Raw genomic sequence first — 17,271 nt, forward strand, 5'->3', positions numbered from 1 at the left:
CGTCGCCGCGAACCTCGTCGCGGCCCGCTACGTTCAGCTCACCCCGGCCTACCGGTCGAGCGGCCCCACCATGGGCGACGGCGCCGTCATCCCGATCGAACGCACCGCCGTACCCGTTGAGTGGGACGAGGTGAAGGACCAACTGACGCGGCTGGCAACGGATTTAGGACCCAGCAGCCAGGTCTCGACCACCTCGGTGGCGCGGTTCATCGACAGCGCCGCCAACGCGCTCGACGGCAACGGCGACAAACTGCGCCAGACGCTGGCCCAGCTCTCCGGGGTCAGCCGGGTCCTGGCCAACGGCAGCGGCAACATCGTCGACATTATCAAGAACCTGCAGACCTTCGTCACCGCGCTTCGCGACAGCAACACCCAGATCGTGCAGTTCCAGGACCGTTTCGCGACCCTCACCAGCGTGCTGAACGACAACCGGTCCGACCTGGACGCCGCACTGGTGAACCTGTCGACAGCGGTCGGGGAGGTCCAGCGGTTCATCGCGGAGACCCGTGACAAGACCGGCGAGCAGATCCAGCGGTTGGCCGACGTCACCCAGAACCTCGCCGATCACCGGATGGATCTCGAAGAACTGCTGCACGTTGCGCCGAATGGGATCTCCAACGGTTACAACGACTACAACGCCGACACCGGTTCCGTCGTCGGATCGTTTGTCCTGAGCAACTTCGCGAATCCCGTGGGGTTCTTCTGCAGTGGGATCGGTGCGATCGAAAACACCACCGCGCCGGAGACCGCGAAGCTCTGTGCGCAGTACCTCGGTCCCGCGTTGCGGTTGCTCAACTTCAACGAGCTGCCATTCCCATTCAACCTGTATCTGATGCCGGCCCAACAGAATGTCCTCTACACCGACCCGAGCCTGGCACCCGGCGGTGCGGGCGCGCCGCCGGGGCCACCGGAGCAGCCGCCCACGGTGTCGGCGTACACGGGCTTGAACAACGATGTGCCGCCGCCTCCGGGGTGGGCAGGGGCGGGCCTGCCTCCCATGCCGCCCGGCATGTACACCCCCTTGCCGGCAAATCCGTCGCCCGCGGTCTATCCTCCCTCGCCCAATTCGACGCCGGTAACACCGCCCGGCGTGGAACACATGCTGCTGCCGGCCGAGGCGCCGCCGCCCGCCGCACCGACCCCGCCGCCGCCGCAATCTGCCGGAGGGACGCCACCATCATGATCGGGCGAAAAAGGCTGCGCGGGCTGGTGGCGATCGGCAGCGCCGCGATGCTCACCGTCACCGGATGCGCGTTCCAGGGCTTGAACTCGCTTCCGCTGCCCGGCGCGGTGGGACGCGGGCCGGGCGCCGACGTCTACCACGTCGAGATCGCCAATGTCGGCACGCTGGAATCCAATTCGCCGGTCATGATCAGTGACGTCGTGGTCGGCAGCGTCGGCAAGATGACGGTGCAGGGCTGGCACGCCAAGGTCGACGTCTCGGTGAAGCCCGGCACCGTCGTGCCCGCCAACGCGGTGGCCACTGTCGGGCAGACCAGCCTGCTGGGGTCGATGCACCTGGAGCTCAACCCGCCGCCCGGCCAGGCGCCGGCCGGACAGCTCCAACCCGGCGCCACGCTCCCGCTGAACAGTTCGTCGACCTATCCCTCGACCGAGCAGACCCTGTCGTCGCTGGCGGCCGTCGTCAACGGCGGTGGACTGGGCCAGATCGGCGACATCATCCACAACTTCAACTCCGCCTTGTCGGGTCGCCAGGACGCGGTTCGCGACCTGATCACCCGTCTCGACACCTTCGTCGGCATCCTGGACCAACAGCGCGACAACATCATCGCCTCCATCCAGGAACTGAACCGGTTCTCCAGCACGCTTGCCGGACAGCACGACGTGGTCACCCAGGCACTGCGAAAGGTGCCGCCCGCGCTGGACGTGCTGATCGCGGAGAAGCCGCGCATCATCACGGCGCTGGACAAGCTGCGGGTGTTCAGCGACACCGCCACCGGCCTTGTCAACGACACCCAGGCCGACCTGGTGAAAAACCTGCAGAACCTGGAACCGACGTTCCGCGCGCTCGCCGACGTCGGCCCGGGCCTCGACGACGCGCTTCAGTACGCGACGGTGTTCCCGTTCGGCCAGAATCTCGTCGACCGCGGCGTGCGCGGCGACTACATGAACCTGTTCGCGGTGTTCGATCTCACCGTTGCCCGGATCAGGAAAACGCTGTACCTGGGCACCCGGTGGGGTCTCGACGGGGCCGAGCAGATACCGGCACCGGGGGATCCGGGTTACGACTGGTATTACACGAAGAATCCCCTCGGCGCCGTCTTGTCGGTCCCGCCGGCAGGCAGTGACGTGCCGCCGCCGCCGCCGCCCGCGGGTCCGGCATCGATAACCGCCGCAGGTCCACTGCCGGTGCCCGGGACTGCGTCGCCGGAGGCGAATGTCCCGGTGCCGATGTCGTCGAGCTTGCCGATGCCGCCGGTCCCGGTGAATTATCCGGCCGAACTGCTGCCGCCGGTCAACCAGGCCCTCGTACCCACCGACTTCCCGGCCAAGGACGAGGGTGGCCGCTGATGCTGACGCGTTTCGTCCGAATCCAGCTGGTCATCTTCACGATCGCGTCGATCATCGGTGTGCTCGTGATGGTCTTCGCCTACATTCAGGCGCCGACCCTGCTGGGCATCGGCCACATCACCGTGACTGTGGAGTTGCCCGCAACCGGCGGGCTCTACCGCTTTTCCAACGTCACCTACCGCGGGGTGCAGGTCGGCAAGGTCACCGCGGTCGCGCTGACGCCCGCCGGCGCGAAAGCCACGCTCTCGCTTGACAGCTCGCCGAAGATCCCGGCGGACGTGCAAGCCGACGTGCGCAGCATCTCGGCGGTGGGCGAACAGTACGTCGACCTGCGGCCGCGCACCGACTCGCCGCCCTATCTGCACGACGGGTCGGTGATCGCCTTGGGAGACACCACGATCCCGAAGGACGTCGGGCCCCTGCTCGACCAGACCAGCGCGCTGATCAAGAGCATCCCCAAAGACAAGGTGCGCCAGCTGCTCGACGAGTCGTTCCAGGGATTCAACGGGGCTGGCTACGATTTCGGGTCGCTGTTCGACTCGTCGTCGAAACTGGCCGCCGATCTCAACGGCGTGTCGGACCGCAGCCGCACCCTGGTGGAAGACAGCGCACCGCTGCTGGATTCGCAGGCCGACACCACCGACGCGATCCGGACCTGGGCGCGCAGCCTCGCCGGGGTGACCGGTCAGGTGGTGACCGACGACCCACAGGTGCGTACGTTGCTGCGCAACGGGCCGGGCGCCGCCAACGAGGCCTCCCGGCTGCTCAACCAGGTCAAGCCCACGCTGCCGGTGCTGCTGGCCAATCTCACGACCATCGGCCAGGTCGCCGTGACATACCACCCCAGCATCGAGCAACTCCTGGTGCTGTTCCCGCCGTTCGTCTCCACCATTCAGTCGTTCGCACCCGACCACAACCCGACCGGCCTACCGATCGGTGATTTCACGCTCACCGTCAGCGATCCACCGGCGTGCACGGTCGGATTCCTGCCGCAGAGCCAATGGCGATCCCCGGCCGACACCAGCGAGATCGACACGCCGGACGGCCTGTACTGCAAGCTGCCGCAGGATTCGCCGATCGCGGTCCGCGGGGCCCGCAACTACCCCTGCATGGGCAAACCCGGAAAGCGTGCGCCGACCGCCGAAATCTGTGACAGCGACAAGCCGTACGAGCCGCTGGCCATGCGGCAACATGCGCTGGGGCCCTCCCCGCTGGACCCGAACCTGCTCGCCCAGGGCGTCCCGCCCGATGACCGGGTCACCTTCGGTGACCATGAATACGCTCCGGTCGAGGGAACGCCGCTGGGACCACCTCCCGGTCCGGCGCCGCTGGGACCGGCTCCCGGTCCGGCGCCGCAGGGACCACCTCCGGGACCGGCGGTGCCCGCAGCATCGCCGGGCAGCGCCGAGAGTCCCGCCCCCGCAGAACCTCCACCGCCGCCGGCGGAGGCGCCGCCCGACACGGGTGCCGCGCCGGCAGCACCAAGTGCGTTCAGCACCAACGGTTCCGCGCCGGGTCCGTCGGTGGCCGTCGCGCAGTACGACCCCCAGACCGGAAAGTATGTGACACCCGACGGCCAGACCTATCAGCAGTCGGACCTGGTCAACCCGGGAGCGCCAAAGTCCTGGAAAGACCTGATCTTGACGTCGCACACGTGAGGAGCGAACGATGCTGCGAGTTCCCGCCATCGCGGGCGCCACACTGGTGGCGGCCGCGACCGTCGTAAGTGTCGCCACCGCGTCCCCGGCCGGCGCGTCCATCTGCGATCCCCCGATCAACGGGACCTTCACCAGAGTTTCGGACGGGGTGTGGGCCAAGACCAACGACTCCTATCACAACGAGGAGACCGTCACGGACACCTGGACCGTCAGCGCCGCGTGCACCGACTACCTGGACTGCACCGGGCAGGTCGTCAGCAGCCAGGGCTGGACCGCGAGCGCCAAGTGTTATGACGGGCTGTGGTACGTGCGCCGCCAGCTCGAGCACTGGGAGCCGTGCCTGGACGGCACCGGCGCCCCCGCGCAGCAGACATTCATGTTCGCGCCGGACATGGCCAACCCCACCAACTTCGCCGGCTCGGACAAGACGGTCGGCGCCAGCGGCGGCTGCGGGTTCAACAAACCCCTCACGGTCGAAATGCCCCTCGAGCTGACCAGAGTCGGCTGAGCGCGGTCAGCGCATGAACTCGACCTTCGACATCTTGGGCTGCCCGCCGTCCCTGTCCAGGGTGATCGTCATGCGCCACGTCGCGGGTTGATCCGCGGCGTCCTGCGCGTTGTGCCGCTCGGTGGTCGCCGCGACGAGCACGACCGCCGAATCGCGGCTCATCGATTCGACCGCGACGCCGGTCACGGTGACCTTGGTGACGACTTTGCCGTCCTGCATGGCCTTGATCATCATTTGAGCGTTGTCTTGGTACTGCCGCTTGAACTGGCCGGTGGAGTCGTCGATCACGCGCTGCACGTCCTGCTGGGCATGGTTGAAATCGATCGACATCAGGTTGACCGCACCCTGGCGCGCCGCCGCAACGAATTCGGACATCCGGCGCTGGTCCGCGACGGCCGCGCGGTGCTGCCACACGATGTAACCGCTGGCCGCGAACAAGGCACAGGCCAGGACGATCGCGGCGCCGACCGCCACCGCTTTCCACCCCGGGAGACGCACCCACCCCGGGAGACGCAGCCACCCCGGGAGACGCAGCCGTCCCGGGTGACGCGGCCACCGCCGGCGCGAGGCCCCGGCCGCCGTGTCGCCGCCGGCTGCCTCCCCCCGCGCCTCCTGGGCCTCACGGCGCAGCCGCTCCGCGCGGGCCCGCGCGGCCTCCGCGGCGGCTTCCGCGCGCGCGACTTGGGCCTCGGCGTCTTCTAACGATTCGTGCACGTCATTACCGTGGACAGCGCCCTATTAGCTCTCTTCTCCGAAATGGAGAATTTCCTTCTCTGCTCTGCCAAATCTATGCCAAAGTATCAGGGTGCGATTCGCCACGGTAGCCGCCGCCGCGCTGCTGACCGCCGGGATGGTGGCCGCGCCCCCCGCCGCCGCCGGGCCGACCGTTTGCGACTACCCCAGTTGCACACCGGGGATCGTGCCGGGCGTCGTCCTGGGCGCGCCGTGCGACAACACCACCAACTACGTCTTCGGAGTCACCTCGTGGGGACGGCTCGTGTTCTGCGGCTCACCCAGAAGATATGACCCCCGATGGTTCCGGTCGCCCCCGATGGCCGGCATCAAGGACGAGAACGCGACCTGCGTGGGCTACGAGAACTACGTGGCCCAGTCGCCCGACGGCCTTTTCCTGAGCTGCCTCGCGACCAACGGCCAGACCCTCTGGGTACGCGGCGACACGTGACGCTCACCCGGCCGGGGTGAACTTGATGTGCAGGTCGGTCAGCCCCCGCAGGATGAAGGTCGGCTCGTAGGTGTAGCGGCGGTCGTCGGCAGGCCCGTGCTCGGCCTCGTCGATGGTGATGTCGTCCAGCCGGTCCAAGATCCGCTCCAGCGAAACCCGGCCCTCCACCCGCGCGAGCGGCGCGCCGGGACATGAGTGGATGCCCCGGCTGAACGCGATGTGCTCGCGCACGTTGCGGCGGTCGAGCCAGAACTCGTGCGGGTTTTCGAACCGGCACGGATCGCGGTTGACCGCACCGGGACTCACCATCACCGTGGTGCCGGCCGGCGCGTCGACGTCGCCGACTTTCGTGGTCTTGCGCGCCAGCCGGAAGACGCTCTTGACCGGACTCTCCATGCGCAGGCATTCCTCGATGAAGGTCGGGATCCGGCTGCGGTCTTCGCGCAGCTTCTGCTGCAGATCGGGGCGGTCGCCGAACACCCGAAGCGCCGCGCTCAGCAGCTTGGCCGTCGTTTCCTGTCCCGCGCCGAACAAGAAGGTGGCGGTCCGGACCACCTCGAACACCTCCGGGGTCGACCCGTCCGGGTACTTCGCCGTCGCCAGCGCGGTCAGCACATCGTCGCGCGGTTCGCGCCGCCGGTCTTCGATGTAGCAGCCGAACTTCTCGTCGGCCCACTCGAGCGGGTTGGTGGCGATCGGCTCGTGGTCGAGCGCCCCGATCCGTGAGCCCGGCCGCATGGCCCCGAAGGCCTCGCGGAACTCCTCGTGGTCCTCCTCGGGGACACCGAGCAGGTCGGCGACCACCAGCAGTGAAAAGGGCCGGGCGTATGCCGCCAGGAACTCGCATTTCCCGTCGGCGACGAACTCGTCGATGTGCCGATCGGCCAGCCGCCACATGAAGTCCTCGTTCTCCTTCAGCCGCTTTGGTGTCAGCAGCCGGGAAAGAAGCGACCGTGCCCGGGTGTGGCCGGGGGGATCCATGGTGACCATGTGCTCGTACATCGGGATCTCGGTGCGGTGCTCTTCGAGCTGCGCGCAGATGTCGTCGCCCTCGGGCACGAACGGCATCGGGGTGAACGGGCCGGCGACAGCGATGCAGGACGAGAACGACTCGGTGTCCTTGTAGACCGCGTTCGCCTCGTCCCAGCCGGTGACGGCCACCACACCGTGGTGCGGTTCCCGCACGACGGGACACTGGTTACGCAGGTGGTCGAAGTAGGGGTACGGGTCCGAAACGAGCGACTGATCGGTGAAGTAGTCGACCGAGTCGTAGTTGCTCATGGTGTGCTTGCCTCCGGAGCTGACGTCGAATCGCGAGTCAAATGCTGTGCACCTGCTTAGCATGGTGGTAGGTCGTGGTCAAGGACGCTGCGGCTACCATCGCGGGCGGACGAACATCGACAGTGCGGAGTGACGGCATGGCATCGGCGCGCAGGATCGGGGCGCCGGACGCGAAGAACCGCGGCGTCCTGCTCGACGCGGCCGAGCAACTGATGCTCGAAGAGGGCTATGCCGCGGTCACGTCCCGCCGGGTCGCGCACAAGGCAGGTCTGAAGCCCCAGCTGGTGCACTACTACTTCCGCACGATGGACGACCTGTTCCTGGCGGTGTTCCGCCGCCGTGCCGAGCTGGGGCTCAAATTCCAATCGGAGATCCTGAAGTCACCCCAACCGCTGTGGGCGCTGTGGAAGTTTCATACCGAGTCCCCTGACACCGCGCTGACGATGGAGTTCACCGCGCTGGCCAACCACCGCAAGGAACTGCGCGCGGAGATCGCCTATTACGCGGAACGGTTCCGCGACGAGCAGAGCAAGGCGGTGGAGAGCGCCCTGCGGCGCCACGGAACGAGCGTCGACGAGCTGCCGCCCCTCGTCGCGATGGTGCTCATGATGGGCGTTTCGCAGCTGCTGGTGATCGAACAGACACTGGGCATGTCGGCCGGCCACGCCGAAACGGTCGCGATCGTCGAGCGCTACCTCCGCCGGCTGGAAGGCGAGCCGGCGGCATCACCAGTGACGTAGCGAGCAGAGCACGCCCTTGGGGCCGTCCTTGGTCGCGACCACCACCCCGTCCACGGCGAGCTGGCAGTGGAAGTTCGGCGCGCCGGGTTCGGTTCCGGCGCTGGCCGTGACCAAGGCCCACTGGGAGGGGTCCGCCAGCATGAGGTCGTAGGTCCAGGGCTTGCCGGGGCCGATGTCGGCCTGGACGTTCGGCACGAACTGGTACGGGTTGTGGCTGTAGTCGGCGAAGTTCGCCGGCTCCTGGTCCAGGTAGTGGATGTCCGCGTAGATCGGATTGTCGGCGGTGACGGTGTAGCGGACGCTGTGCATGACGTCGTCCGCCCGTGCCGGCGCGGCCGCGACCAGACAACACCCGACGACCAACAGCACCGCCGGCCCGGCGCTGACCAACGCGTTCCTGGTGACGGTCATCTTCTGGGCCTCATCACTTTCTCCGCGGCTTGCCAGTGCGCGTCGGCGACCCACAGCCGGGCGAAGGCCGCGACCGCTTCGTCGGCGGAGACTCCGGAGATTACGCGCTTGATCTCGCCCGCGGGGCCGTTCGCGAGCGACCTGGCGATCGACCGCCACCCCGCGTCGAAGGATGATCGGGCAAACACCCGGTCCACCAGGCCGATGCGCTCCGCCTCGGCGGCGTCGAGCACGCTTCCCGAGCCCGCCAGAAGCAGCGCCTTGCCGGTGCCGACCAGCGCGGCGAGCCGCTCGGCGCCGCCCCAGGCCGGCATGATCTCCAGGGCGACCTGATTGAAGGCGATCTTGATGTCGTCGGCGGCCACCCGGATGTCCGCGGCCACCGCCACCTCGGCACCACCGCCGAACGTGTGTCCGTTCAGCGCGGCGACGACCGGGGCGGGAAAGTCGGCGAGCCGGTCGCAGATCGACCGCATCCGCCAGGCCATCGCAGCGGCTTCCTCCTCGGTCCTGATCGCGCTGAGTTCCTTGAGGTCGCCGCCGGAGACGAACGCGCGGTCGCCGCCGCCTGTGATGACCAGAGCGCGGGCGCCCTCCGCCGCGTCGAGCGCCTTCTCCATTTGCTCCATGGTCTCGAGCCCGATGGCGTTCCGGGCATGCGGGCGGTCGATGGTGAGCACCGCCAGACCCTGCTCGAGCTCGAGGTCGACCATGCAGCGTTCTCCAGGAAGCGGTATTGGCATTCTCGTATGCGGAGAATAACATCACCGACGTCATGAGCCGTCGGAGCCTTCCCCTGCGACCCGTTCCCGTCGAGCTGGCCAAGCGCTACGAGGACGAAGGCCACTGGACCCGCGACACCATCGGCGAGCTGCTGGCCCGCGGTCTTGCGAGTGCCCCGGACGTGACCTTCCGGGTGCACTCGAGGCTGCGGCCGTGGTCGGGCACGTTCGGCGAGGTCGACCGCGTGGCGCGCAGGCTCGCGGCGGGGTTGCGGGCCCGCGGCGTCGGACCCGGTGACGTGGTGGCCATCCAGTTGCCCAACTGGATGGAAGCCGCCGCCGCGTTCTGGGCGTCGGCGTTCCTCGGGGCGGTGATCGTGCCGATCGTCCACTTCTACGGCCGCAGGGAACTCGGCCACATCATGGCGGCCGCGCGGCCGCGCGTGCTCATCACCGCCGAGCGGTTCGGGCGCATGTCCTACCACGAGGATCTCTGCGCCGACGTGCCCGTCGTCGGCCTCGTCGGCCGGGATTTCGACGACCTGCTCGCCGCGGAGCCGATGTCGGGCACGATCGCCACCGACCCGCGCAATCCGGCGTTGATCGCGTTCACGTCGGGCACGACCAGCGACCCCAAGGGCGTCATCCACAGTCATCAAACGCTCTGCTGCGAGTCGCGGCAGTTGCTCGCCGGATATCCGCCCGATCGCGGCAGGCAGCTGACCGCGGCCCCGGTCGGGCACTTCATCGGCATGTTGGGCGCCTTTCTGATCCCGGTGCTCGAGGGCGCGTCGATCGACCTGTGCGACACCTGGGACCCGGCAGACGTGCTGGCCCTGATGAAAACCGACGGGCTCGCCATCGGCGGCGGCCCGCCGTACTTCTTCACCAGCCTGCTCGACCACCCCGACTGCACCGACGAGCATCGCGGCCACATCAAGACCGCGGGCCTGGGCGGATCGACGGTGCCCGCCGCGGTCACCCGGCGGCTCGACGACCTCGGCGTCCACGTCTTCCGGTCCTACGGCAGCACCGAGCACCCGTCGATCACGGCAACGCCGCACGACGGACCCGCCGAAAAGCGGCTGTTCACGGACGGGATTCCCCGGCCCGGGGTCGAGATCCGGCTGTCCGACGACGGCGAGATCCTCAGCCGCGGCCCGGACCTGTGCCTGGGTTACACCGACGAGGCGTTGACCAGGCGCGCGTTCGACGACGACGGCTGGTATCGCACGGGCGACGTCGGGGTGATCGACGACGACGGCTATCTGACCATCACCGACCGCAAGGCCGACATCATCATCCGCGGCGGCGAGAACATCAGCGCCCTCGAGGTGGAAGAGGTCCTGTTGGCGATGCCTGCGGTCGCCGAGGCGGTGGTGGTGGCTGCTCCCGACCCGCGGTTCACCGAGCACGCCGCGGCCGTGCTGCGCATCCGGGCCGGTCACCCGATGCCGACGCTGGAGGAGATCCGCAACCATTTCGAGCGGGCGGGCGTGGCCAGGCAGAAATGGCCCGAGGAGTGCTACGAGGTCGACGACTATCCGCGAACCGCGAGCGGCAAGGTGCAGAAACAGCTGGTACGCAGGGATATTGCAATATGTCGTGGGGGAGAATATCGTTCTCATAAATAGCAAATGGAGGGATCCCATGCCAGCCGAGAAGCTGCCCTATCCGCTGTTCGACGCGGACAACCACCTGTACGAGACGCAGGATTCGCTGACCCGATTCCTGCCCAAGGCTTACCGGAACGTCATCCAGTACGTGCAGGTCAACGGTAGGACGAAGATCGCGATCCGGGGGCACATCAGCGACTACATCCCCAACCCCACCTTCGACGTGGTGGCCCGGCCGGGGGCGATGGAGGAGTACTTCAAGAACGGCAACCCCGAGGGCAAGAGTCGCCGCGAGATCTTCGGCGAGCCGATGCGGGCGATCCCGGCGTTCCGCGAACCCGGGCCGCGGCTGGAGCTGATGAACGACATGGGCGTTGACCGTTCGCTGATGTTTCCGACGCTGGCCAGCCTCGTCGAGGAGCGCATGCGCGACGACCCGGCGCTGATCCACGTGGTGGTGCACGCGCTGAACCAGTGGCTGGACGAGGCCTGGGGCTTCAACTATCAGGACCGCATCTTCACGGTCCCGGTGGTCAGCCTGCCGATTGTTGAGAAGGCGATCGAGGAGCTGGACTGGGTGGTGTCGCGCGGCGCGCGGGCGATTCTGGTCCGGCCCGCCCCGGTGCCCGGATACCGCGGCCCGCGGTCGTTCGCGCTGCCGGAGTTCGACCCGTTCTGGCAGCGCGTGGTCGAGCACGACGTGCTGGTGGCGATGCACTCCAGCGACAGCGGCTACGCCCGGTACACGGCGGAATGGGACGGCGGGGATCAGGAGATGCTGCCGTTCCAGACGAACGCGTTCGCGATGCTCAACGAGTGGCGGCCGGTGCAGGACGCGGTGGCGTCGTGGGTCATCCACGGTGCGCTGTTCCGGTTCCCCGAGTTGAAGGTCGCGGTCATCGAAAGCGGCTCGAAGTGGTTGTTCCCGCTGCTCGATCAGCTCGCCGACGTCTACAAGAAGACGCCCGAAAGCTTCCCGGGCGACCCGGTGGAGGAGATCAAGAACCGCATCCACGTCAGCCCGTTCTACGAGGACGGCATCGGCGACCTGATCGACCTGATCGGCGTCGACCGGGTGCTGTACGGCTCGGATTACCCGCACCCCGAGGGTCTGGCGCAGCCCACCCACTACGCCGACGCGCTGGGCCACCTCACTCAGGACGATCAGGCGAAGGTGATGGGCGGCAACCTGTCGAGGCTAGTGTCGGTATGAATTGGCGGACCATCCCGGAGATGGTCCGCAGCGCCGGCGACCGCTTCGGCGACGCGGAGGCGGTCGTCGACGGCGCGCGGCGGCTCACCTTCGCCGAGCTGGCCGATCGCGTCCGCCGTGCCGCTGGCGCGTTCGCGGGCGCGGGGATCGGCAAGGGTGACCGGGTCGCCGTCTGGGCGCCCAACTCGGCCGACTGGATCATCGCCGCGTTCGGCCTGCTGACCGCCGGCGGCGTGCTGGTTCCGGTGAACACCCGCTTCAAGACCGCGGAGGCCGCCGACATCATCGCGCGCAGCGGCGCCCGGGCCGTGCTGGTCGAAAAGGGTTTCCTGGGAAGGGAATTCGCCGTCCCCGCCGGCGTCCCCGCGATCGATCTGAAGTCCGGCTTCCTCGACAGCGGCAAGCCGTTCGAGCGCGAGGTCAGCGGCACCGACGTCGCCGACATCGTCTACACCTCCGGCACCACCGGCCGCCCCAAAGGCGTGATGATGGATCACCTGCAGACGTTGCGGCTGTACGCGGAGTGGTGCGACCTGGCCGACCTGCGGGAAGGGGACCGCTATCTCATCGTCAACCCGTTCTTCCATACGTTCGGGTACAAGGCGGGCTGCATCACGTCGCTGATGCGTGGCGCGACCATGCTTCCGGTGCCGGTGTTCGACGTGGACCGTGTCGTCGAACTCATTGAGCGCGAGCGCGTCACGATGCTTCCGGGACCGCCGACGCTGTATCACTCGCTGCTGTCGGTGCGCGACAAAGCGAAGCTGGCGACGTTGCGTGCCGGGGTCACCGGGGCCGCCGACATCCCCGTCGAACTCATCCGCCGCGCGCACAGTGAGCTCCCGTTCCGGACCATCATGACCGGATACGGGCTCACCGAGGCGGGCACGGTCACCTTGTCCAGACCCGGCGACTCCTTTGAGGACATCGCGACGACGGCCGGGATGCCCTGTAACGGGATCGAGGTGCGCATCGCGGAGGACGGCGAGGTGCTGGTGCGCGGTTACAGCGTGATGAAGGGATATCTCGACGATCCGGTTGCCACCGCCGCGGCGATCGATGAGCAGGGCTGGCTGCATACCGGAGACCTCGGAAACCTCGACCGGGCGGGCCGGCTGCGGATCGTCGGACGCAAGAAGGACATGTTCATCGTCGGCGGCTTCAATGCCTACCCGGCCGAGATCGAGGATTTCCTGCTCGAGCATCCGGCCGTCGCGCAGGCCGCGGTGATCGGGGTTCCCGACGACCGGCTCGGGCAGGTGGGCAAGGCATTTGTGGTGCCCAACAGCCCGATCACCGCGCAGGAGCTGATCGCCTGGAGCCGAAATCGCATGGCCGGCTTCAAAGTTCCGCGATTCGTCGAGTTCTGTGAAGCGCTGCCGCTCAACGCCACCGGTAAGGTGATGAAGGATCGGCTGAGCTAGGCGATCTCCCCGCCGACGATCGTCGCGCCCACCATGCCGGAGTCGAGCTCGCCGAGCACCTCCCGCGGCGGTGCGCCCAGAAGGCACAAGTCGCCCGGCTGCCCGGGCTCCACCGTCCGTGACCGCGCGGGTCGGTCCGCGCGTCCGAGAAACATCGTCAACGCGGTGACCGGCGAGACACGTTCGGCGGCAACGAGCGTGGCCCCGCTCGGGGTTCTCCGGTGCACGGCGGCACGCATCGCCGCCCACGGGTCACCGTCTCCGAACGGCATGTCGGTGGACAGCGCCACGTTGATCCCGCGGCGCAGCAGCGAGCCCAGCCGCCACAGCTGGCCGTGGACTTCGCCGGGAACCTCCGACAGATACGCGTCGCCGCGCTCGGCGACGAAGTTCGGCTGCGTCACCACCGTGACGCCCAGACCGGCGAGGTCGTCGAGGCAGTCGTCGGGAACCACCGCGGCGTGTTCGACGCGGTCCCCGGGGTGTGCGCCCACCGCTTGAAGCGCCGCGATGGTGACGACGAGCTGACTGTCGGTCACGCAGTGCACCGCCACCCCGCGGCCGAGCGAATGGCATCGCCGTGCCGTGCTTTCCAGAAGGTCGAAGTCCAGCGAAGCGTCGTCCAGGATGATCTTCACCGGCCCGATCGCGACGCCGGCCACGTCGCGGGCCTCGGGGGAGGCCAGGCAGTGCAGCCGCTGGCGCAGTTCACCGGATCGGCAAGCCGCCGCGAGGGATTCGACGTCGCGGGTGCCCTGGTCGGGGGTGGCGTCGGTGACACCGGTGACTCCGAACCCGACCAGCCTCTGCGATACCCGCCGCAGCGACGGTTCACGCCGCGGTGGTGCCCAGTCTCCGTCCGTGCGGAACAGCCGGCCGTCGGGGTGGTCGGCCATGCCGATCGCCGCGAGGCCGGTGGAGTTGAGAACCCACAGCGCTCCGCTGCGGTGTTGCACCCGGACGGGTGTCCGGGGTGCGAGGGCGTCCAGCGCCGCCCGATCGAGAGATCCTGCAACGGACTCGTGGTAGCCGACCGCGCGGATCCAGCCGTCGTTGCCGGGTTCGGTTTCCGACAGTGCACGGGCGAGGTCGTCGCGGCAGCGCACGTGTGGCGGCCCGGCGTGCACGGACTCCAGTGCGGCCGCGGCGGAGCGCAGATGCACGTGATGGTCGTGCAGGCCGGGGATCACGGTGCCGTGTGCGGCGTCGAGAACGTCCTCGCCCCGGTGCGCGGGAAGCCGGTCGGCGACCTCGGCGATGAACCGGCCCAACCTGATGTCCACCACCGTGCCGTCGAGCAGCGTTGCCCGTTGAATCAGCATCGGGCGCCCAGCCGTTCGGCGACGATGCGCATCACGACCGCATTGTCTGCTCCCAGTTCCGGCCCGGCGGCCCCGGGCGCCGGGCGGCGCGGCGGCACCGCGTCACAGCGTGACCGCGGCGCGCTCCTCGGCAGCGCGGCGTAGGTGGCCGCCACCGCGGCCATCGAGAACTCGATCAGCTCACCGCCGCCGCGCGCCAGGCAATCCGCGACCGCGGCGGCTGCCTCCAGGCCGGTCAGGGGATCGGCGATCGCGTCGCCGCAGAACACCGGGTCGTCGGGTTCACCACCGACCAGTCCGCCCGATACCGCGGCGTCGTCGCCGAACGCCACCAGGTTCGCGTGCCCCGCGTCGCCGCCGTGGCCGGTGATGCGCAGCCATACCCGTCCCGGCCGGGCGGGGATCTGGTCGGGCCCGAGGCCGCGGCGGGTCAGTGCCGCCGGCCGTGAACCCTCGATCACCACGTCGGCCACCGCGAGCAGGCGGCGAATCGCGTCGGCGTCGTGGAAGTCCGCCGAGTATGAGAGCTTTCCCGCGTTCACCCGGTCGAAGAACGGTTTCGGCCCGAGCCGGGTGCCGTCCGGGCGCCGGTCGCCTTCCACCTTGACGACCACCGCACCTGCCCGCGCCAGCAGCCGCCCGCACAGCGGGCCGGCCCACATCGAGCTCAGGTCGGCGACGATCGCGCCCGACACGGTGCGGGGATCCGTGCGGCGCCCGCAGGCCCGGATGCGCGGCGGCGCGGCGACCGTTTCGCCCAGGGTCGCCGCGGGGATGTCGAGCAGCCGGGCGCGGGCGGTCACCTCGGCGGCGGATCGCCGCGCCGCCCATTCCGTCACCGCGGACCACGGGTCGCCGGTCACCGCGTCGGTTTCCAGCAACGCCGGAACGGCGTCGACGTCGTCGCGGCGCGACAACGTGAGCGCGCACCATCCCTCGGCGCTGGCCAGCAGCCGCGATGCCCCGCCTGCGGAGACCCGTCCGCCGCGGGTCAGGCCCAGGAGGGCGGCCCGCCCGCCGAGCAACGTGTCGACGTCGACGGTGACGCCCGTCGCTGCCCGCAGCCGGTCGGCACCGGATTGGGCCCGGGTCAGGACGGCGGCGCGGCTGAAGTCGGGCGCACCGTCGGGCCGGCCGGTCAGCCAGGCCAGCCCGCTCTCGCCCCACCTCGACGCGGTCGACACTAGGCCCCGACCTCGTCCACCAGGCCCCAGCCCAGCGCGGTTGCCGCGTCGATGTACCGTCCCGACATCACCAGGTACGCGGTGCGCCACCTGCCGATGCGGCGGGTGATGCTGACGGTGCCGCCCGCGCCGGGCAGCAGGCCGATGTTCAACTCCGGCAGGCCCAGCACGGTGTCCGGATGGGCGCGCACCCAACCGCAGTAGGCCGCCATCTCCAGGCCGCTGCCGAGCACCCGGCCATGTACCTCCGCGCGACAGCGCCGGCCGAGCCGCCGGGCCAGCTCGTCGATGGCCAGCGCGGGGCTGTGCCGCGTCCTCGCCAGGTGTGCCGACGGCGGGTCGGCGAACGTCCCGAACTCGGCGAGATCCCCGCCGCTGCTGAAGGACGGACCGTTACCGCTCAACACCACCTCGTCGATGGACGGATCCAGCCGCGCGACGGTGAGCGCTTCCAGAAGCGCTGCCCGCATCTCGGTGCTGAACGCGTTGTGGCGCCCCGGCCGGTCGAACCGGATGCGCAGGGTGCCGTCGTCGCGCTCCGATTCCACCGGAGCCCCGCTGCCGGGCACTGCGGCCGGTCCGCGCTCGGCCAGCCAACGCCGGAATTCGGGCCCGGACTGCAGCGTGGAGTAGGCCAGCGATTCGGTGATCAGACCGTTCAGTGCCGGGGCGTTCGGATCGACCGACCGCAACACGTCGTCGCAGACGGCGGCCGCCTGCGGCCGGCGCGCAAGTCGTTGGTCGAGGTCGGCGACGGCGGCAGCCACCGATTCGACCGTAACGACGCGGCGATCGTCGGTGTCGAGCTCGGTGAGCGTGAACGTGGCCCGCTCCAGCCAGTATTCGGCCCGCGGTGCCCTCAGTTCCGAACCGGCGGCGACGACGACGCCGGCAGGTGCCGGTATGTCGGTGCCAACCTCCGGCGGATCGGTCAGCTTCACGACGCGCATGGTCGCTGCGGGCTCAGCTTCCGGAAACGTCATTTCCGCACGCCAATGGGCATTTCGATGGCCGCAAGCCCGCGCCGCCTAGGAGGTCCATTACTCGGAGATGATAACGTCATTCTCGTCAGCCAAGAGCCTCAGTGTAAGGGGTAGGCTGCGTCGGTACTCTGCAGCGCTCGAGGTGGTGGTCACGTTGGTTCCATCCGGTACCGGATGTGGAGGCCCTGATGCCTGACAACAAGACTAACGGGACTTCCCAGGTGAACAGCGCGGCCAGTACGGACGGCGAGAAACGGCCTCCCTCCGACGGGGCCGCGGTGGAAGCCCTCGCGATGGCGGAGGAAGCCGAGGCCGAGGCGGCCGAGGCGGAAGCTCTCGCTGCGGCCGCACGCGCCCGGGCAAAGGCGATCCGCCTGCGCAGGCAAGCCGAGGCCGCGGCATCCGCGCCTGCGGAACCCGATAGCGAGGTGACCGCGTCCGAGGTGCTGCCCGCCGCCGGGGCCGAGGACAGCGACGAGGCGCCGGGTACGCGG

The 17,271-nt window shown here is 69.0% G+C and carries 17 protein-coding genes; 10 read left to right on the forward strand and 7 right to left on the reverse strand.

Translation table 11 applies throughout. The annotated features are described in order from the left end of the window. The 4 genes from VKG81_RS17935 to VKG81_RS17950 form a co-directional block, all read left to right on the forward strand. On the forward strand, nt 1–1,183 hold a 1,183-nt coding region (locus VKG81_RS17935; RefSeq protein ID WP_324397899.1), incomplete at its 5' end, for an MCE family protein. After that, nucleotides 1,180–2,532, forward strand: a complete 1,353-nt coding sequence (locus VKG81_RS17940; RefSeq protein ID WP_414685313.1) for an MCE family protein — start codon at nt 1,180–1,182, stop codon at nt 2,530–2,532. The genes VKG81_RS17935 and VKG81_RS17940, both read left to right, overlap by 4 nt. After that, nucleotides 2,532–4,190: an MlaD family protein gene (locus tag VKG81_RS17945; RefSeq protein ID WP_324397900.1), complete on the forward strand. Its 1,659-nt coding sequence runs from the start codon at nt 2,532–2,534 to the stop codon at nt 4,188–4,190. The genes VKG81_RS17940 and VKG81_RS17945 overlap by 1 nt, the downstream gene beginning before the upstream one ends. A gap of 10 nt (nt 4,191–4,200) precedes the next feature. Continuing rightward, the gene (locus VKG81_RS17950) at nt 4,201–4,698 is read left to right on the forward strand and encodes a hypothetical protein (RefSeq protein ID WP_324397901.1); all 498 of its coding nucleotides are present in this window, start codon (nt 4,201–4,203) and stop codon (nt 4,696–4,698) included. A gap of 6 nt (nt 4,699–4,704) precedes the next feature. Here the strand turns inward: VKG81_RS17950 and VKG81_RS17955 are convergent, their stop codons facing one another. Then, nucleotides 4,705–5,412 (reverse strand): VirB8/TrbF family protein, encoded by a 708-nt coding sequence (locus tag VKG81_RS17955; protein WP_324397902.1) that lies wholly within the window; start codon nt 5,410–5,412, stop codon nt 4,705–4,707. Between the two features lie 136 nt (nt 5,413–5,548). Between VKG81_RS17955 and VKG81_RS17960 the strand changes: the two genes are divergently transcribed. Further along, on the forward strand, nt 5,549–5,881 hold the full coding sequence (locus VKG81_RS17960) for a hypothetical protein (RefSeq protein WP_324397912.1): 333 nt from the start codon (nt 5,549–5,551) through the stop codon (nt 5,879–5,881). A gap of 3 nt (nt 5,882–5,884) precedes the next feature. Here VKG81_RS17960 and VKG81_RS17965 read toward each other — a convergent pair whose 3' ends face one another. Continuing rightward, entirely contained in the window at nt 5,885–7,162 is a 1,278-nt protein-coding gene (locus tag VKG81_RS17965; protein WP_324397903.1) for a cytochrome P450, read from the reverse strand. A 137-nt stretch (nt 7,163–7,299) separates the two neighbouring features. On the opposite strand from VKG81_RS17965, the gene VKG81_RS17970 reads away from it, so the two are divergent. Then, nucleotides 7,300–7,902: a helix-turn-helix domain-containing protein gene (locus VKG81_RS17970; RefSeq protein ID WP_324397904.1), complete on the forward strand. Its 603-nt coding sequence runs from the start codon at nt 7,300–7,302 to the stop codon at nt 7,900–7,902. Here VKG81_RS17970 and VKG81_RS17975 read toward each other — a convergent pair. Together VKG81_RS17975 and VKG81_RS17980 are read right to left on the reverse strand one after the other, a co-directional pair. Then, nucleotides 7,888–8,211, reverse strand: coding sequence for a hypothetical protein (locus tag VKG81_RS17975; RefSeq protein ID WP_324397913.1), 324 nt, complete (start codon nt 8,209–8,211; stop codon nt 7,888–7,890). The two genes, VKG81_RS17970 and VKG81_RS17975, sit on opposite strands and share 15 nt — an antisense overlap. Nucleotides 8,212–8,309: 98 nt before the next feature. Then, nucleotides 8,310–9,026 (reverse strand): enoyl-CoA hydratase/isomerase family protein, encoded by a 717-nt coding sequence (locus VKG81_RS17980; RefSeq protein ID WP_324397905.1) that lies wholly within the window; start codon nt 9,024–9,026, stop codon nt 8,310–8,312. A gap of 62 nt (nt 9,027–9,088) precedes the next feature. Between VKG81_RS17980 and VKG81_RS17985 the strand changes: the two genes are divergently transcribed. The 3 genes from VKG81_RS17985 to VKG81_RS17995 are packed head-to-tail and all read left to right on the forward strand — an operon-like array spanning nt 9,089 to nt 13,288. Then, complete coding sequence (locus tag VKG81_RS17985; RefSeq protein WP_414685314.1) at nt 9,089–10,669, forward strand: AMP-binding protein; 1,581 nt, start codon at nt 9,089–9,091, stop codon at nt 10,667–10,669. Nucleotides 10,670–10,685: 16 nt separating this feature from the next. After that, a complete protein-coding gene (locus VKG81_RS17990) occupies nt 10,686–11,864 on the forward strand; it encodes an amidohydrolase family protein (RefSeq protein WP_324397906.1) in 1,179 nt (392 codons plus the stop codon). Next, nucleotides 11,861–13,288 (forward strand): FadD3 family acyl-CoA ligase, encoded by a 1,428-nt coding sequence (locus tag VKG81_RS17995; protein WP_324397907.1) that lies wholly within the window; start codon nt 11,861–11,863, stop codon nt 13,286–13,288. Before VKG81_RS17990 ends, VKG81_RS17995 begins: the two co-directional genes overlap by 4 nt. On the opposite strand, the gene VKG81_RS18000 is transcribed toward VKG81_RS17995, so the two are convergent. The 3 genes from VKG81_RS18000 to VKG81_RS18010 are packed head-to-tail and all read right to left on the reverse strand — an operon-like array spanning nt 13,285 to nt 16,744. Continuing rightward, nucleotides 13,285–14,610 carry an amidohydrolase family protein gene (locus tag VKG81_RS18000; RefSeq protein WP_324397908.1) on the reverse strand — a complete coding sequence of 442 codons (1,326 nt, stop codon included), beginning with the start codon at nt 14,608–14,610 and terminating at the stop codon, nt 13,285–13,287. The genes VKG81_RS17995 and VKG81_RS18000 overlap by 4 nt on opposite strands. Further along, nucleotides 14,604–15,794: a CoA transferase gene (locus tag VKG81_RS18005; protein ID WP_324397909.1), complete on the reverse strand. Its 1,191-nt coding sequence runs from the start codon at nt 15,792–15,794 to the stop codon at nt 14,604–14,606. Before VKG81_RS18005 ends, VKG81_RS18000 begins: the two co-directional genes overlap by 7 nt. After that, the gene (locus VKG81_RS18010) at nt 15,794–16,744 is read right to left on the reverse strand and encodes an enoyl-CoA hydratase/isomerase family protein (protein ID WP_324397915.1); all 951 of its coding nucleotides are present in this window, start codon (nt 16,742–16,744) and stop codon (nt 15,794–15,796) included. Before VKG81_RS18010 ends, VKG81_RS18005 begins: the two co-directional genes overlap by 1 nt. A gap of 221 nt (nt 16,745–16,965) precedes the next feature. On the opposite strand from VKG81_RS18010, the gene VKG81_RS18015 reads away from it, so the two are divergent. Then, nucleotides 16,966–17,271, forward strand: a 306-nt coding sequence (locus VKG81_RS18015; protein WP_324397910.1) for a hypothetical protein, incomplete at its 3' end; no start/stop codon positions are given.

This window comes from Mycobacterium sp., assembly GCF_035314905.1.
Taxonomy (GTDB): Bacteria; Actinomycetota; Actinomycetes; order Mycobacteriales; family Mycobacteriaceae; genus Mycobacterium.

Excerpts from the sequence above, each read along its gene's own strand:
- VKG81_RS17940 (WP_414685313.1), top strand. The coding sequence starts at position 1,180 with ATGATCGGGCGAAAAAGGCTGCGCGGGCTGGTGGCGATCGGCAGCGCC.
- VKG81_RS17945 (WP_324397900.1), top strand. The coding sequence starts at position 2,532 with ATGCTGACGCGTTTCGTCCGAATCCAGCTGGTCATCTTCACGATCGCG.
- VKG81_RS17950 (WP_324397901.1), top strand. The coding sequence starts at position 4,201 with ATGCTGCGAGTTCCCGCCATCGCGGGCGCCACACTGGTGGCGGCCGCG.
- VKG81_RS17960 (WP_324397912.1), top strand. The coding sequence starts at position 5,549 with ATGGTGGCCGCGCCCCCCGCCGCCGCCGGGCCGACCGTTTGCGACTAC.
- VKG81_RS17965 (WP_324397903.1), bottom strand. The coding sequence starts at position 7,162 with ATGAGCAACTACGACTCGGTCGACTACTTCACCGATCAGTCGCTCGTT.
- VKG81_RS17970 (WP_324397904.1), top strand. The coding sequence starts at position 7,300 with ATGGCATCGGCGCGCAGGATCGGGGCGCCGGACGCGAAGAACCGCGGC.
- VKG81_RS17975 (WP_324397913.1), bottom strand. The coding sequence starts at position 8,211 with ATGCACAGCGTCCGCTACACCGTCACCGCCGACAATCCGATCTACGCG.
- VKG81_RS17980 (WP_324397905.1), bottom strand. The coding sequence starts at position 9,026 with ATGGTCGACCTCGAGCTCGAGCAGGGTCTGGCGGTGCTCACCATCGAC.
- VKG81_RS17985 (WP_414685314.1), top strand. The coding sequence starts at position 9,089 with ATGAGCCGTCGGAGCCTTCCCCTGCGACCCGTTCCCGTCGAGCTGGCC.
- VKG81_RS17990 (WP_324397906.1), top strand. The coding sequence starts at position 10,686 with ATGCCAGCCGAGAAGCTGCCCTATCCGCTGTTCGACGCGGACAACCAC.
- VKG81_RS17995 (WP_324397907.1), top strand. The coding sequence starts at position 11,861 with ATGAATTGGCGGACCATCCCGGAGATGGTCCGCAGCGCCGGCGACCGC.
- VKG81_RS18000 (WP_324397908.1), bottom strand. The coding sequence starts at position 14,610 with ATGCTGATTCAACGGGCAACGCTGCTCGACGGCACGGTGGTGGACATC.
- VKG81_RS18010 (WP_324397915.1), bottom strand. The coding sequence starts at position 16,744 with ATGCGCGTCGTGAAGCTGACCGATCCGCCGGAGGTTGGCACCGACATA.